This is a genomic window from Gardnerella sp. DNF00747, assembly GCF_049262675.1.
GTDB classification, from domain to species: Bacteria; Actinomycetota; Actinomycetes; order Actinomycetales; family Bifidobacteriaceae; genus Bifidobacterium; species Bifidobacterium swidsinskii.
The window spans coordinates 994684-1009688 of record NZ_CP058394.1 but is presented as its reverse complement, the minus strand read 5'-3'; the positions used below and the strand labels follow the sequence as shown (position 1 = coordinate 1009688).

Annotated in this window: 9 protein-coding genes and 1 tRNA gene; 6 read left to right on the top strand and 4 right to left on the bottom strand. The window is 41.2% G+C overall.

Features of this window, described 5'->3' with window-relative positions; genetic code table 11:
* Positions 1 to 20 precede the first annotated feature (20 nt).
* Entirely contained in the window at positions 21 to 905 is an 885-nt protein-coding gene (locus HXT32_RS03890; RefSeq protein ID WP_004111331.1) for a Nif3-like dinuclear metal center hexameric protein, read from the top strand.
* Positions 906 to 986: 81 nt separating this feature from the next.
* Positions 987 to 3116, top strand: coding sequence for a glycogen debranching protein GlgX (glgX, locus tag HXT32_RS03885; protein ID WP_012914065.1), 2130 nt, complete (start codon positions 987 to 989; stop codon positions 3114 to 3116).
* Positions 3117 to 3223: 107 nt separating this feature from the next.
* On the opposite strand, the gene HXT32_RS03880 is transcribed toward glgX, so the two are convergent.
* Positions 3224 to 4327 (bottom strand): hypothetical protein, encoded by a 1104-nt coding sequence (locus HXT32_RS03880; protein ID WP_004111335.1) that lies wholly within the window; start codon positions 4325 to 4327, stop codon positions 3224 to 3226.
* A gap of 184 nt (positions 4328 to 4511) precedes the next feature.
* On the opposite strand from HXT32_RS03880, the gene HXT32_RS03875 reads away from it, so the two are divergent.
* Both HXT32_RS03875 and aroA read left to right on the top strand, forming a co-directional pair.
* Positions 4512 to 4585, top strand: a tRNA-Pro gene (locus tag HXT32_RS03875).
* Positions 4586 to 4666: 81 nt separating this feature from the next.
* On the top strand, positions 4667 to 6028 hold the full coding sequence (aroA, locus tag HXT32_RS03870) for a 3-phosphoshikimate 1-carboxyvinyltransferase (protein ID WP_033888764.1): 1362 nt from the start codon (positions 4667 to 4669) through the stop codon (positions 6026 to 6028).
* A gap of 77 nt (positions 6029 to 6105) precedes the next feature.
* On the opposite strand, the gene HXT32_RS03865 is transcribed toward aroA, so the two are convergent.
* The 3 genes from HXT32_RS03865 to HXT32_RS03855 form a co-directional block, all read right to left on the bottom strand.
* The gene (locus tag HXT32_RS03865) at positions 6106 to 7335 is read right to left on the bottom strand and encodes an acetate/propionate family kinase (RefSeq protein WP_285089452.1); all 1230 of its coding nucleotides are present in this window, start codon (positions 7333 to 7335) and stop codon (positions 6106 to 6108) included.
* Between the two features lie 150 nt (positions 7336 to 7485).
* Entirely contained in the window at positions 7486 to 9192 is a 1707-nt protein-coding gene (gene pta, locus HXT32_RS03860; RefSeq protein WP_102703028.1) for a phosphate acetyltransferase, read from the bottom strand.
* Positions 9193 to 9455: 263 nt separating this feature from the next.
* Positions 9456 to 11933, bottom strand: coding sequence for a phosphoketolase (locus HXT32_RS03855; protein WP_004111342.1), 2478 nt, complete (start codon positions 11931 to 11933; stop codon positions 9456 to 9458).
* 402 nt (positions 11934 to 12335) lie between these two features.
* Between HXT32_RS03855 and guaA the strand changes: the two genes are divergently transcribed.
* Positions 12336 to 13898 (top strand): glutamine-hydrolyzing GMP synthase, encoded by a 1563-nt coding sequence (guaA, locus tag HXT32_RS03850; RefSeq protein WP_064621521.1) that lies wholly within the window; start codon positions 12336 to 12338, stop codon positions 13896 to 13898.
* 967 nt (positions 13899 to 14865) lie between these two features.
* Complete coding sequence (locus HXT32_RS03845; protein WP_004111352.1) at positions 14866 to 14997, top strand: lacticin 481 family lantibiotic; 132 nt, start codon at positions 14866 to 14868, stop codon at positions 14995 to 14997.
* The last annotated feature ends 8 nt before the right edge of the window (positions 14998 to 15005 follow it).

Here is a 15005-nt window from a genome sequence, read left to right as displayed (position 1 = left end):
ACTGCTTAAAGGTAGAAGAAATGATTAGATTAAGCAAAGTAATTGAAGCTATAGAAACATTGTACCCATTAAGCTTTGCTGAAGAGTGGGATGAGCCTGGTCTTATTGTTGGAGACTTGAATTCCCAAATTCAGCGAATCGTATGTGTTAGTGATCCTACGATTAGCGCAGTTGATCGAGCGTTATCAATGGATGCAAACCTATTAGTGACTCATCATCCGCTATTTTTCAAAGCTGTGCATGGAGTTTCAAACGAAACTGTTCGTGGTGAAATTGTGCAGCGCTTAATTAGTAATAATTGTGCGCTATGGGTTGGTCACACTAATGCGGATGTCGCGTGGCGCGGAGTTGCTCATGCTGCGGCAGAGTATTTTGGTCTTCATAATTTGCGTCCAATTGTTGTTTCTAAACAGATTGATTCTGCTGGACGTAACATTGGCTTAGGCAGAATTGGTGTTTTGGATGTGCCAATATCATTGCGTGATTTTGCGCAAAATGTTTTTAACGTTCTTCCTCATACAAAAGTTGGTGTTCAAGTTGCTGGAAATCTTGATGCGAAAGTTAGTACAGTAGCTGTTTTGCCTGGTTCTGGGGAAAGCTTGTTAGATGAAGTTCGCAAGGAAAAAGTTGACGTATATGTTACAAGCGATTTGCGTCATCATCCTGCACTTGATGCAATTGAGCGAGCTAAATATGAATCGAAACTGCGTCTTTCTTCTGGTGAAGATTACATTCAACACACATATCCTATGATTATTAACACTTCTCATAGTGCTATTGAATCATTGTGGTTTACTTATGCGATTAATGATATTGCTGATTGCATAGAAGAAATGTATGGAGAGCGTCCAGAAGTTGCTTGGTTAGGTGAAGCTTGCGATCCATGGAATTACGTTATTAATTGAGGCTTTCATTTAAATTCAATCTTTTTTTAAATAACGTCAACATGACGTGAAAACTACTCGAATATATGAGATACTTATATTATGCATATACGACCAGGTTCCATGTATCCGCTTGGCGCAAACTATGATGGCGCTGGCGTGAATTTTGCGCTGTTTTCCGAAGTTGCAAAGCGCGTTGAATTATGTTTATTTGATGAGCATGATAACGAAACACGTATTGATATGACTGAGCAGAACTCATACGTGTGGCATAACTATGTTTCAGGCATACAGCCTGGTCAGCGTTATGGTTATCGTGTTCACGGACCTTATGATCCTTCTCATGGTTTATGGTGTAATCCTCATAAGTTGTTGCTTGACCCATATGCCAAGGCGATTGAAGGAAATATAGACGGTGATGAGAGTCTTTTCTCGTATTGGTTTGATAATCCAGATGATATTTCAGCAATGAATACTTTAGATTCTGCAGACCATACGATGAAGGCTGCAGTTATTAACCCGTATTTTGACTGGGGTAATGATCAGCATCCTATGATTCCGTATCATGATTCTGTTATTTACGAAGCTCATGTTCGTGGAATGACTAATCTTGATAAACGTGTTCCTCCAGATATTAGAGGCACTTATGCTGGACTTGCACATCCAAGCGTTATTTCTTATTTAAGGAAGCTTGGTGTTACTGCAATAGAATTGATGCCTATTCATCAGTTTGTAAACGATTCTTTCTTGCAAAATAAAGGATTAAGTAACTACTGGGGATACAACACTATTGGTTTCTTCGCTCCTCAAAATTCTTACTCCAGTTCTGGTCAGCGCGGAGAGCAAGTTAACGAATTTAAATCAATGGTTAAGGCATATCATGCTGCAGGTATGGAAGTTATTCTAGACGTGGTTTACAATCACACTGCTGAAGGCAATGATCGTGGTCCTACTTTGAGTTTCCGTGGTATTGATAATCGCGCATATTATCGCCTTGTAGATAATGACCAGCGTCATTATTTTGATACTACCGGTACTGGTAATTCCTTACTTATGCGTTCTCCAAAAGCATTGCGGTTAATCACAGATAGTTTGCGTTATTGGGTAACTGAAATGCATGTTGATGGCTTCCGTTTCGATTTAGCAGCAACTCTTGCGCGTCAGTTCCAAGAAGTAGATAAACTTTCTGCATTCTTTGACATTATTGAGCAGGATCCTATTATTTCAAGTGTAAAACTTATCGCTGAGCCTTGGGATATTGGTGTTGGTGGATATCAAGTTGGTGGATTCCCTCCAAGTTGGTCCGAATGGAATGGAAGATATCGCGATTGTGTCCGCGACTTTTGGCGTTCACAACCATCTACATTACCTGAATTTGCCAGTAGACTTATGGGTAGCTCAGATTTATATGAGCAAAATGGACGAAAGCCTGTAGCTTCCGTGAACTTTATTACAGCTCACGATGGCTTCACTATGAACGATTTAGTTAGCTATAACGAAAAGCATAATGAAGCTAATAAGGAAGGCAATTGCGATGGTGCGAACGACAATCGTTCGTGGAATTGCGGTGTTGAAGGACCTACTAATATTCACGATGTTAATGAATTGCGTGAACGTCAAATACGTAATTTGTTCTCAACTCTTTTGATGAGCCAGGGTATTCCTATGATATGCGCTGGTGATGAAGTCATGCGTACGCAGAAGGGCAATAACAATGCTTATTGTCAAGATAACGCTATTTCGTGGATAAGCTGGGATTATAACGAAACTCAACGAGATATGTTCGATTTCGTTTCCAAGCTTATTCACTTGCGATTAAAGCACCCTGTGTTGCATCGTCGTCGTTTCTTTACGGGTCGTTCTGCTGGAGATGATGTAAGCGATATTCCACAAGTTGAATGGCTTGATCATAACGGTACTGTTATGGATATGGAGGACTGGTCAAATACTCATGCTTTATCTGTGATGATTTATTTGAATGGTTCGGATATTCCAGAAACTGACTGGTATGGAACGAGAATGGTTGATAATGACTTTATTCTTATTTTTAATGCGCATTATGAACCTATTACTTTTACTTTGCCAGATAAACGTTATGGTGAGAAGTGGAAGTTGATTGTGGACACATATAATCCAAAGGGTCCAGAATTGTTATATGAGGCAGGATTTAATATTGTTGCACAATCTCGTAGTTTCTTGCTTCTTATGAGTGAGCATAAACCAGAACATTAAATATTATGCTTTATTTGTAAAGAATTTCGTGACTTGTAAAAACTAAAAGCAGCGCAGAAATTTAAGTTTCTACGCTGCTTTTGTTAGTTTAATTTATCTTTTTGTTCTTATTCTATTTGTGCTTTTGAGCTTCTATTTAATACTAAAGCTTGATTTATTTTTGATTGAAGACGATCGCTTTGCATAGCCGCAACTTGTCGTGAAAATACAATAATCCATCCAAGAAATAGCAGACACGATAATGCTTCAACATTTGTAAGAGTATTATTTCCATGTATCCACTGATTTCCTGCCCACGCAGTAAGAATAACCGCTAAATCGGAAGCAATATAGAATGTGCGAGAAAGCTTAGGCGCAAGCCATGGAAGACATACAAGCATTGTGCAAATTAATCCTGTTACTCCTCGAGCACACAAATCATGTAAGAAAGGATGTGGTGTGTATCTAAAAGTTCCTATTCCAATAAACGATATTCCTCCAAGAATCAGCAAAGCTGCCATAACAGTTGTGCGCATCTTGAAGTGTTTAATTAGTTTTTGGCTATTGTGTTGCAGCATTTCATGCTGCGTTGCAACGAATTCAGTAATAGCAAAGTAGCTCGTTATGATAATGCAAATTCCTGACAAAACAAGTGTTGCATTAAACATACTAGCTGCAAATGTTGTGCGGTCTCCAAGTTGAGAGAAATTATTGTTATACCAGTACGGATCATCTGTCGTAAGACCTGCAGTTGCAGCTCCAGAAATAACGAATAATGGCAGGAGAGAAGCCACTGTTTTAGCTTCGAGAAGTTCAGCCTGAATAAGAGTTGCGTATCCAACAATTCCAGATAATGCTGAGCATAATACTGGTAAATAACTGTTCATTGCTGCTCTGCCAATAATACTATTAATAATAGATAGCAAAGCAAAAGACATAAGAAACATTGTCGCGCCGTAAATCGTAGAAAGTGCTGTTATTTCAAACGCATGCTTAGCTACTCGAATTAAGTGATGGCTGATAACTTTTTTATTTGTACGCAAGTATCCAACAATAAAAGCGCCTACGCTGCACAAAGACACAATAGTTGAAGCTGTAAGGAATAGTCGCTGACTAATTTGCCAAAACGCTGGCATTGTTACCATATACATTCTCATAATAATCATTCCACAAGCTGCGCAAACTATGAATGATATTAAGCCCATTGCCTCTGTTCGCTGGAAGCGTCCCATACTTAGCCCCTTTTTCTTCAAACTAATTCTATTGTATCGTTTGGTAGCTAGTAATGAGTTTTGCTAGTTGAATTTTGTAATGAAGAAAAAATTTTCATAATACGTGTGTCGTAATTTGCATTTGTCTGCAAAGTGCGCTATTGTAATTGATTGTGCTTGGAACTGGTAATCAGTTCAAAAGTCTCGGGGTGTAGCGCAGTTTGGTAGCGCGCCTGCTTTGGGAGCAGGATGTCGCAGGTTCGAATCCTGTCACCCCGACTTTTTATATCTAATGAAATATGCGTATTTTTGCTTTTTATTCTTATTTAGCAGTACATGTTAATCGATAGTATTCATAGTATGAGTGATATTAACGATATTGCAGATTGCACTACTCCTTGGAAAGCACCGTATGCTAATCATCAATTAAAAGCTTATATTGAGGTTCCTGGCAGTAAATCTTTGTCGAATCGTTATTTAATTTTGGCAGCTTTGGGCACAAAATCAGTAGTTTTACAAGGATTATTGCGCTCGCGCGACACGGATCTTATGATTAACGCTTTATCTACATTTGGCGTTAGATGTGAGTCATTAAATGAAGATGGAACTAAGCTTCGTGTAATTCCTCCAGAAGACGGAGTTTTTAGAGTTCCAGATAATGCTGAAGTGTATTGCGGTTTAGCTGGAACTGTAATGCGTTTCGTTGCAGCTTTAGCTTTATTTGCAAATAAAGCTGTGCGATTTGATGGCGATAAGCAAGCTTATGCTCGTCCTATGAAGCCAGTTCTTGACGGTTTAGAGCAGCTTGGTGCTCGCGTAAAATATCACGAAGAAGAGGGTTTTTTACCTTTTACTATTACGCCACCTTCAGTCGAATTTAAAATAAATAATTTTTCTGAAAAAATCGTGCAAATTGATTCTTCTTCATCATCACAATTTATTTCTGCGCTGCTTCTGATTGGTTCACGTATTCCTGGTGGATTAGAGCTTAAACATATTGGTGACACATTGCCAAGTATGCCACATATTCGCATGACTATGGACGATATTTGCAAAGCGGGTGGGTCTGTAAATATGACTAGCAACGCAATGTGGCATGTTAAAGAGAGTAAAATAAATCTAGCTAACGTTGTTACTATAGAGCCTGATCTTTCTAATGCTGCGCCATTTTTAGGAGCATCATTGATTGCTGGAGGAAGTGTCAGTATACCTAATTGGCCGTTTTCTTCAACTCAACCTGGAGGATTGCTTCCTGGAATATTAGAAAAAATGTGTGCAAAAGTTAATTTTGAAAAAACAGGTGATGATGCTGGAATAATGCATGTGGAAAGCGATAGTGCGATTAAAGCAATTCCATATCTTGATTTGAGTGCAGCAGGGGAGATTGCTCCTAGTATTGCAGCTATTCTTGCTTTTGCGGACGGTCCAAGTGAACTTCATGGTATCGCGCATTTGAGAGGGCATGAAACGAATCGTTTGCAAGCGTTAGTTAATGAATTGAATCGAGTTGGGATTGGCGCTAAAGAGCTCGAAGATGGAATTCGTATTGAGCCAAGTAACCATATGCATGGGGAAGTAATGGAAACTTATGCGGATCACAGAATGGCAACTTTTGCTGCAATGCTTGGATTGCGCATAGAAAATATAAGAATCAAAAATATTTCTACTACTCGCAAAACGATTCCTGATTTTCCAGGCATGTGGCATAAAATGCTTGAATAACAAATAATCCCGAGCCTTTTTGACCCGGGATTATTCATATTTATTTATTTTGTTCTACGCAGTTAAGCGCAAACAATTTAGTGCTCAAACTTGTTGCCGTAGCTATCTTCACCAGCTTCAGCAATAGCTGCAGCCTTGCGCGCAATAGCCAACTCTTCGTTCGTTGGAATCACAGCAATAATCACAGAGCTGTCTGGAGTGGAAATAACGCGTGGCTCCTTAGAACGAACCAAATTCTTTTCCTTATCGAGCTTAACGCCGAATGGCTCAAGCTTTTCGCATACGCGAGCGCGTACAATTTCGTCGTTTTCGCCGACACCAGCTGTGAAGGTAATGACATCAACGCCGCCCATTTGAGCAGTATAGTTGCCAATATAACCAACAATGCGGTGCACGTATACGCCGAGAGCGAGCTTAGCGTTTTCATCGCCTTCTGCGATGAGCTTGTGAATATCACGCAAATCGCCATGACCAGTCATACCCATCATGCCTGAACGCTTGTTGAAGAGAGTATCAAGTTCGTCCACGTTCATGTGAGCGTTGCGAATAAGGTGGAAGACTACAGCTGGGTCAATATCGCCAGTGCGACCGCCCATCATTAAGCCTTCGAGTGGGGTTAAGCCCATAGAAGTTTCAACTGGCTTACCAGAAATCTGAGCAGAAGCAGAAGCACCGTTACCAATGTGCAAAACAATCTGCTTCAAACCTTCTGCAGGCTTACCTACAACGCTTGGAACAACAGAGCCAATGTATTCGTGAGAAGTGCCGTGAGCACCGTAACGACGAATATGATAGCGGTCTGCAATTTCCTTATTCAAAGCATAAGTTGCTGCAACCTGTGGCAAAGCATGGAAGAAGGAAGAATCGAATACCATAATTTGTGGAACATCTGGCAAAAGTTCAGTCATGACTTCAGCGCCAACAGCTTCTGGGCCGTTGTGAAGTGGAGCCAAAACTGCCAAATCCTTAACCTTATTGATTGTCTTTTCATTGACTAATGCAGGCTTAGGGAATGTTAAGCCACCCTGAACAACGCGGTGACCGACAGCAACAATGCCAGACTCTGAAAGCTTTGGACCATATTCTTCGAAGAATCCAAGTACGCGCTTCAAGCCCTGCTCGTGGTCGTGAACTGGCTCATCGAACTCATGCTTTTCGCCATTGAATACGTGCTTGTAGTGTCCGTCAACTGGCTCGCCAATCTTCTCAACGATGCCGGAAGCGATACCTTCACCGCTTTCCAAGTCAACGAGCTGATACTTAATCGAACTGGAACCAGAATTGATAACAAGAACGGTTTTTGCCATGTGGGCATCCTCCATAAGTATTGATAAGGCTTATAAATTGCCACGCTCTAGTTTAGCGTTAAGTTCCTACAAACTTAAAGATATTGAGTGCAATGCAATACCTAAAAATCGTGTATGCACTGTGGTGCTGTTTTAGGAGCTTTATTATGTTTATTCTGATTGTGCTTCTAACGCGGTTAAAGCAACGGTATTAATAATATCTTGTACTAAAGCTCCTCTAGACAAATCATTTACAGGCTTATTTAATCCTTGCAAAATTGGACCAACAGCCAGTGCTCCGCTAGAGCGTTGCACGGCTTTATAAGCGATATTTCCTGCGCATAAATCAGGGAATACAAATACATTCACATGACCAGCAATACTATTATTTTTTGCTTTTGCTGCAGCAACTGTAGGAGACCATGCTGCATCAAACTGTATAGATCCAACAATTGCTAAATCAGGTGCTTTTTCTTTCGCAATGCGTGTTGCTTCCTCTACAGTATCAACATCTGGCCCTTTTCCTGAACCAAGCGTTGAATAGGATAGCATTCCAACTTTAGGGTTGAGTCCGAAAGTCTCAGCAGTGTGTGCAGACTGAATAGCAATATCAGCAAGCTGTTCTGCACTAGGATTTGGGTTGATTGCACAATCTGCAAATACAGATACGTGATCTTTGAAGCACATAAGAAATGCTCCAGAAACCAGCTTAGAACCAGGCTTAGTTTTGATAACTTGAAGAGCAGGACGTACAGTGTTAGCGGTTGAATTAACTGAACCAGAAACAAGACCGTCTGCTTGACCTAGTACTACTAGCATGGTGCCGAAGTAGCTTGCATCTGTTAATTGTTCACGCGCTTGCTTTTCTGTCATTCCTTTCTTTGCTCTTAATTCGCAAAGTTTTGTAATCATATGGCTTAGCATTGCTTCATCGTGCATAGATTGGAAACTAGCTTTGCAAAGAGAATTGAGATTTAGTTCTTCTGCTCGAGCAAGAATAGATTCGCGTTCTCCAATGATAATTAGATTTACAATATCACGTTCTAGCAAATAGTTTGCTGCTTTAAGAATACGATCTTCTTCTCCTTCCGGAAGAACTATAGTTTTCTTATTTTCTTTTGCTTTCCCTAATAAACTGTATTGGAAAGCATAAGGTGTAGTTGGAACTTTAAATGGTTGGTGGAGAGCATTAAGAACATCATTTTCTCGAACGCAATTTACGAATGTTTCTAATGAAGAATTTTTAGTTTCTTCATCTATTGATGGCAAAACCCATAATGGAGTTTGGCTTACTCGGGATGCTTCGTCGTTTGAGTTTGCATAATTCCTAGAGCTATAGTCACGCATTAACTCAGCTCCAAGTTCTGGATCGCAGTTTGTAACAAATACTCCTAAAACTTGTGTGCATGATTTAAGAACACAAGCATTTGCAGAATCTATAGTTTGTAAAATTTGTTGTGAGTTTCTGCCTTGAGCTGAAACTGTGAGAAAAACAGGTGATGCCAAGTCAGCTGCAACAGTTGCGTCGAAAGAAAACAGTTCTGGATCATATGCTGGGTTTGCGTCACTAGAAACAATAATAGAAGCTTGAGCAGAGGTGGATTGCAACAATTCGTTATAGCGCGCAACGATATCTCCTCGCACTGTGTCTTTATTTGTTCTAACTATTTCTGGAGTTGTTGCAATAACTTGCTCTAATTTCGTTGAAGTATTTGTGATACCCAAAAGTTGCTTAGTAAAAGTGTCGTTTGGTTGAGCGCATGGACGAAAAACAGTAGTGCTGTAGTTATTAGACAGAATATGTGTTATTCCGAATGCAACAGCATTTCTGCCGTACATATCTTCGTTGCCGATAATTGTTACATTAATATGCGACACGATGCGTTCTCCTTTGATACTTCGTGTTACTGCTAGGTTTATATTGTTAATGTAAGTTTTGCATTTTGCAATATAAACAAACTTTTTCTATTGTACGGCTTATCTATGTTGTACACGCACAAAATAGTAATTATAAATGTAATTTATTTTGCGTATAACTAGTTTTATTGCATTGTTTGTTTTAATACACAAAACGGGAGCCAATCTTTCGATTGACTCCCGAAATGTTTTAGCTAACCAGTTTTAACTTTATCAGCTTAAAACTACTCGTTATCGCCTGCGGTTGCAGCGGTAGCGGTGACAGCGCCTGGCTTGTCGGTCTTAACGCCTGGCCATACCCAATCGGTGTAGTCTGGGTGATCAAGACCCTTGTCGACTGCATACTGGAAGGCTTCGAGGCGGAAGTCCTCGAGCTTCTTGATTTCGTCGGCATACTTAGCGGCGTCAACCATGCGCAATGCTTCAGCGGTAAGCTCGTAACGATCCATGTCGTTCACACGAACCATATCGTATGGCGTTGTGGTGGAGCCCTGCTCCTTGTAGCCATGAACGTTGAAGTTATCGTGGTTTGGACGATCATAAATCAAGCCGCGAACGTCATGTGCATAGGAGTGATAAGCGAAGAGGACTGGCTTGTCAGCAGTGAAGAGCTCAGTGAACTCTTCGTCAGTCAAAGCTTCGTTGTTTTCCTTAGCGGACTGCAACTTGAGCAAGTCAACAACGTTAACAACCTTGAACTTAACGCCAAGCTTGTTCAACTTGTCGGCAGCTGCCATCAATTCCTGCTGTGGAACATCGCCAACACCAGCGAGAACAACCTGAACTTCGTCATTGTTCTTAGCGTTGGAAGCCCACTTCCACTCAGCAGCACCCTTCTCGAGCTCTTCGCGAGCTTCGTCGAGAGTCAACCAAGTAGCAGCTGGCTGCTTACCAGCGAAGATAGCATTAATCATGTTGGTGGACTTGTAAGCCTTTTCAGCAACAGCAAGCAACATGTTGGAATCTACTGGGAAGTAAATGCCGATTACGTGATCGTTGTTGAAGGTCTTGTTCAAGAGCACGGAGGTTACGCCTGGATCCTGGTGCGAGAAGCCGTTGTGATCCTGACGCCATACGTGAGAGGACACCAACAAGTTCACAGAGGAGATTGGCTTACGCCATGGGATCTCACGAACGGTAGCCTCAAGCCACTTTGCGTGCTGGTTCAACATGGAGTCGATAACGTGTACGAAGGACTCGTAGGAGCTCCAGATGCCGTGACGACCGGTGAGCAAGTAACCTTCGAGGAAGCCTTCCATCTGATGCTCGGAAAGCTGCTCGGTGACCTGACCGGTAACAGCCATGTGCTCATCGACTAAGCCGGAGAGATAGCCAGCATCCCACTGCTTGTTGGTTACTTCGTAAGCAGCCTGCAAACGGTTGGAAGCAGTCTCATCTGGTCCGAAGATACGGAAGGAATCTGGGTTGTTCTTGATGATGTCACGAGTGTAAACACCAAGACGACGGGTAGCTTCGAGCTGACCCCAGCCGTGACCGAATTCCTTAACTTCCTTGACTTCGTAATCTTCAAGCTTTGGAAGCTTCAAGTCTTCACGAATACGACCACCATTGGCGTTTGGATTTTCGCCAATACGGAGTTCGCCCTTTGGCATGAAGGAAAGAACGTCTTCCTTAACAGCACCCTTTTCATCGAAGAGCTCTTCAGGCTTGTAGGACTTCATCCAGTTCTTCAAAACCTCGAAGTGAGCTTCGGTATCGCGAGCAGATGCCAGTGGCACCTGGTGTGCACGCCAAGAACCTTCGGTCTTCTTGCCATCGATGAACTTCGGGCAGGTCCAACCCTTTGGAGTGCGGAAGATAATCATTGGGTAGTAAGGACGAGTTACATCGTTAGTTTGAGCCTCAGCCTTAATATCGCAAATTTCATCGAAGATAGTTTCGAACATGTCAGCGAAGCGACGGTGGATGGACATATGATCCTCATCGTCGAAGCCAGCAACGAACTCGTATGGTTCGTAACCCATGCCATGGAAGAACTCATGAAGCTCTTCATCGGAAATACGGGAAAGAATTGTTGGGTTAGCGATCTTATAGCCATTCAAGTGCAGGATTGGAAGCACGATACCATCGGTACGTGGGTTCACAAGCTTGTTGGACTGCCAACCGGTAGCCAAAGGACCGGTCTCAGCTTCACCATCGCCAACGATTGCTGGAACGAACAAGCTTGGGTTGTTCATAACAGCGCCGTAAGCGTGGGAGAGTGCATAACCAAGCTCGCCACCTTCGTGGATGGAGCCTGGGGTTTCAGGAGCGAAGTGAGAAGGAATACCGCCTGGGTAAGAGAACTGGCGGAAGAACTTCTGCAAACCAGCTTCGTCCTTTGTAATCTTTGGATAGTACTCAGTGTAAGTACCGTCGAGGTAGGACTGAGCAGTACCAGCTGGGCCGCCGTGGCCTGGACCCATGATAATCACGGTATTCTGCTGGTGGTCAGCAATGAAACGGTTGATGTGGCCAATAAGGAAGTTAAGACCTGGAGTGGTGCCCCAGTGGCCCACCAGACGATGCTTAACATCTTCGCGAGTGAACGGCTCCTTCATTAGAGGGTTGCTGCGAAGATAAATTTGGCCAATTGCAAGATAGTTGGCAACGCGCCAGTACTTGTCTACGCCTTCGATAGCTGCCTCGGAAACTGGAGCGTTGAGCTTCTTCCAAGGTGTGCCAATAACAGGACTCGTCATGTGTACTCCTGTACTCAAGCACTTTTCAGTGCAATTTGATCATTACCATTTGGTTATAGAGACTGGAAAACAAATGTATTACAGCTCTTTTTCCATCCGTTTCAGTATAGTGCCAGCGTCTGACTTTTGTTCGTTTGGTTACTTCTTCGTGCATTTGTGTTGAAAAAATGTGTGATTATGTGCGTAAAAAATGAGCCATTTGTATAGATTATGTTATATTTAATGTTCATTTTATACTTTATAGTTAAGCGTTTCGCACAAAAATCTGTCAACGTTATTTTGCAGTGTTAGACTGTACGTGTAACTTTTGTGTTTAATTTTCGGCGTTTTGTAATTACGTAACGTCGCAAAGTTTCACTATTATAAGTTGAATCGTATTAGAACTTATATATAAGGAGAATCATGGCAAAAGGACCAGTGCTTGTCGTTGATTTTGGCGCTCAATACGCTCAGCTTATTGCTCGTCGAGTGCGCGAAGCAAATGTGTATTCAGAACTTGTTCCTCACTCTATGCCAGTTGACGAAATGCTTGCTAAGGATCCTCAAGCTATTATTCTTTCAGGTGGTCCTGCTTCTGTTTATGAACCAGGTGCTCCTGACATTGATCCAAAGATTTTTGAAGCAGGTGTACCGGTTCTTGGTATTTGCTATGGCTTCCAGGTAATGGCTCATGAGCTTGGTGGCGATGTCGATAAAGCTGCACTTGGTGAGTATGGCAAGACTGCTGCAACTATTGATGATTCTGAAGGTTTACTTTCCGGATCTCCATCTGCGCAGAATACTTGGATGAGTCACGGTGTTGCTGTTAAGCGTGCTCCAGAAGGTTTTACGGTCTTGGCTCACACAGAAGGTGCTCCAGTTGCAGCAATGCAAGACGAAAGTCGCAAACTTTACGGTGTGCAATGGCATCCAGAAGTTAAACACACTCCATTGGGTCAGGAACTTATATCTACATTCTTACATAAGTGTGCAGGATTAGATAATAATTGGAATCCTTCTAACATTATTGAAGATCAGGTTGCTAAGATTCGCGCAGAAGTTGGGAATGCACAAGTTATTTGTGGTCTTTCTGGTGGCGTAGATTCTGCTGTTGCTGCAGCATTGGTGCATAAAGCAATTGGCAATCAGCTTACTTGCGTTTTTGTTGACCACGGTTTGCTTCGTAAAGGCGAAGTTGAGCAGGTTAAGCATGATTTTGTTGAAGCAACAGGCATTAAACTTATTGCAGTTGATGCAGAAGATGACTTTTTGAACGCACTTAAAGGCGTGAGTGAGCCGGAGCGCAAGCGCAAGATTATTGGCGAAAAGTTTATACGCACTTTTGAAAAAGCTCAGCGTCAAGTTATTGAAGAAGCTGGTAAAACTGGAGCTGAAGTTAAGTTCCTTGTGCAAGGCACACTTTACCCGGATGTAGTTGAGTCCGGTGGTGGTGATGGTGCTGCAAATATCAAATCTCATCACAATGTTGGAGGTTTGCCAAAAGATTTGAAGTTTAAGCTTATTGAACCTTTGCGTACTTTGTTTAAGGATGAAGTTCGTGCTATTGGAACTGAGCTTGGACTTCCAGATGAAATTGTTTGGCGTCAGCCATTCCCGGGTCCTGGTTTAGGTATTCGTATTGTGGGTGAGATTACACGCGAACGCTTAGCTGTTCTTCGTGAAGCAGATGCTATTGCGCGCGAAGAGCTCTCTAAAGCTGGATTGGATCGCGATATTTGGCAATGCCCAGTTGTTTTGCTTGCTGATGTTCATTCTGTTGGTGTTCAGGGTGATGAGCGCACATATGGTTCTCCAATTGTTTTGCGTCCTGTGAGCTCTGAGGATGCCATGACAGCTGATTGGTCTCGTGTGCCTTACGATGTATTGGCAAATATTTCTACTCGAATCACGAATGAATGTCGTCAAATTAATCGTGTAGTGCTTGATGTAACTTCTAAGCCGCCTGCCACGATTGAGTGGGAGTGACCGTCAAAGTAAATATGTAATCTGTAACGATTATTTAAGTCTTCTTAAATTAAGATTATATAAATTAATTTGTTTATAACTGAAATAGATTGTCAATGACTTTCAAAAGTAGCATGCTTAATTTTAGAAGTTTTATTTTATGAGTCGCGTTTACTATTACCAGTGTGTTTTTAAAATGACGTGGATATGTGTGCCCCTTTCCTATAAATGTTTAGAAAAGGGGCACATGTAGTATCAGAGTGAGTTGCAGAAAGTATATCTGTTAATGATTTTGTATTGTAACTTTTTCATTTCTTATTTGATGTATCATGATTATAATTAGTTCTGTATTGGTAAAGATCTTGGATAATACGTATCAATTAATAGATATTTATCTATAATCTATAGATTGAATTATTGTTTATATTTGTTGTTTAAATATTATGATTCTTTGTTTGCTGTTTTGCAAAAGTAATATGAAAAGTTTTTTATACTCTTATAAATGGGAGTTTTCAATAAAAGTTGTCTTTTGTCTGGTCCTCATCGAATTTTTTTCGCCTATAATCCGAGTTGTGTGCACGGATCATTAATAGTTGGTGTTTTACTCTAGAGGTTTTTATTTTGCAAAGACATAGGCTATGACAAACTTAGCTATTCCTGTATTGTTTGAAGAGGATCCCTAACGTTGTTGAGTGGTGAAGTTATTTGTAGATATGTTTTAAAAGCTATCATTTTAGTATGAGGAATGTTTATGATGCTGTGTATTCAATAGCCTAGGTGAGTTGCATGTATCAAAAACTAACATGAAGATATATATCTTATGCATAGAACTACATGTACCCTATAGTGGACAAAATATGCATGTTGATGGATAGGCACTTTTATATTTGTGATTATTAAATTGTCCTAAGTAACTAGGAATAGGTGAAGTTCTTCCTAATCTCTATTGACTACATTATTTTATTTGGATACCTCAAAGGAGACGAACATGAAAGATGTACTTGTTGAGATTACAGATGCTGAATTAGATGAAATTCTCGGTGCTGGAGATGGAGTCATGCATACATTGACTCATGAATGCCATATGAACACTTGGCAATTCTTGTTAACCTGCTGTTAAGACCATAA

What these genes read in the sequence shown, in the direction of transcription:
- glgX (WP_012914065.1), top strand. Translation starts at nt 987, where the DNA reads ATGCATATACGACCAGGTTCCATGTATCCGCTTGGCGCAAACTATGAT.
- HXT32_RS03890 (WP_004111331.1), top strand. Translation starts at nt 21, where the DNA reads ATGATTAGATTAAGCAAAGTAATTGAAGCTATAGAAACATTGTACCCA.
- HXT32_RS03845 (WP_004111352.1), top strand. Translation starts at nt 14,866, where the DNA reads ATGAAAGATGTACTTGTTGAGATTACAGATGCTGAATTAGATGAAATT.
- aroA (WP_033888764.1), top strand. Translation starts at nt 4,667, where the DNA reads ATGAGTGATATTAACGATATTGCAGATTGCACTACTCCTTGGAAAGCA.
- HXT32_RS03865 (WP_285089452.1), bottom strand. Translation starts at nt 7,335, where the DNA reads ATGGCAAAAACCGTTCTTGTTATCAATTCTGGTTCCAGTTCGATTAAG.
- HXT32_RS03855 (WP_004111342.1), bottom strand. Translation starts at nt 11,933, where the DNA reads ATGACGAGTCCTGTTATTGGCACACCTTGGAAGAAGCTCAACGCTCCA.
- guaA (WP_064621521.1), top strand. Translation starts at nt 12,336, where the DNA reads ATGGCAAAAGGACCAGTGCTTGTCGTTGATTTTGGCGCTCAATACGCT.
- HXT32_RS03880 (WP_004111335.1), bottom strand. Translation starts at nt 4,327, where the DNA reads ATGGGACGCTTCCAGCGAACAGAGGCAATGGGCTTAATATCATTCATA.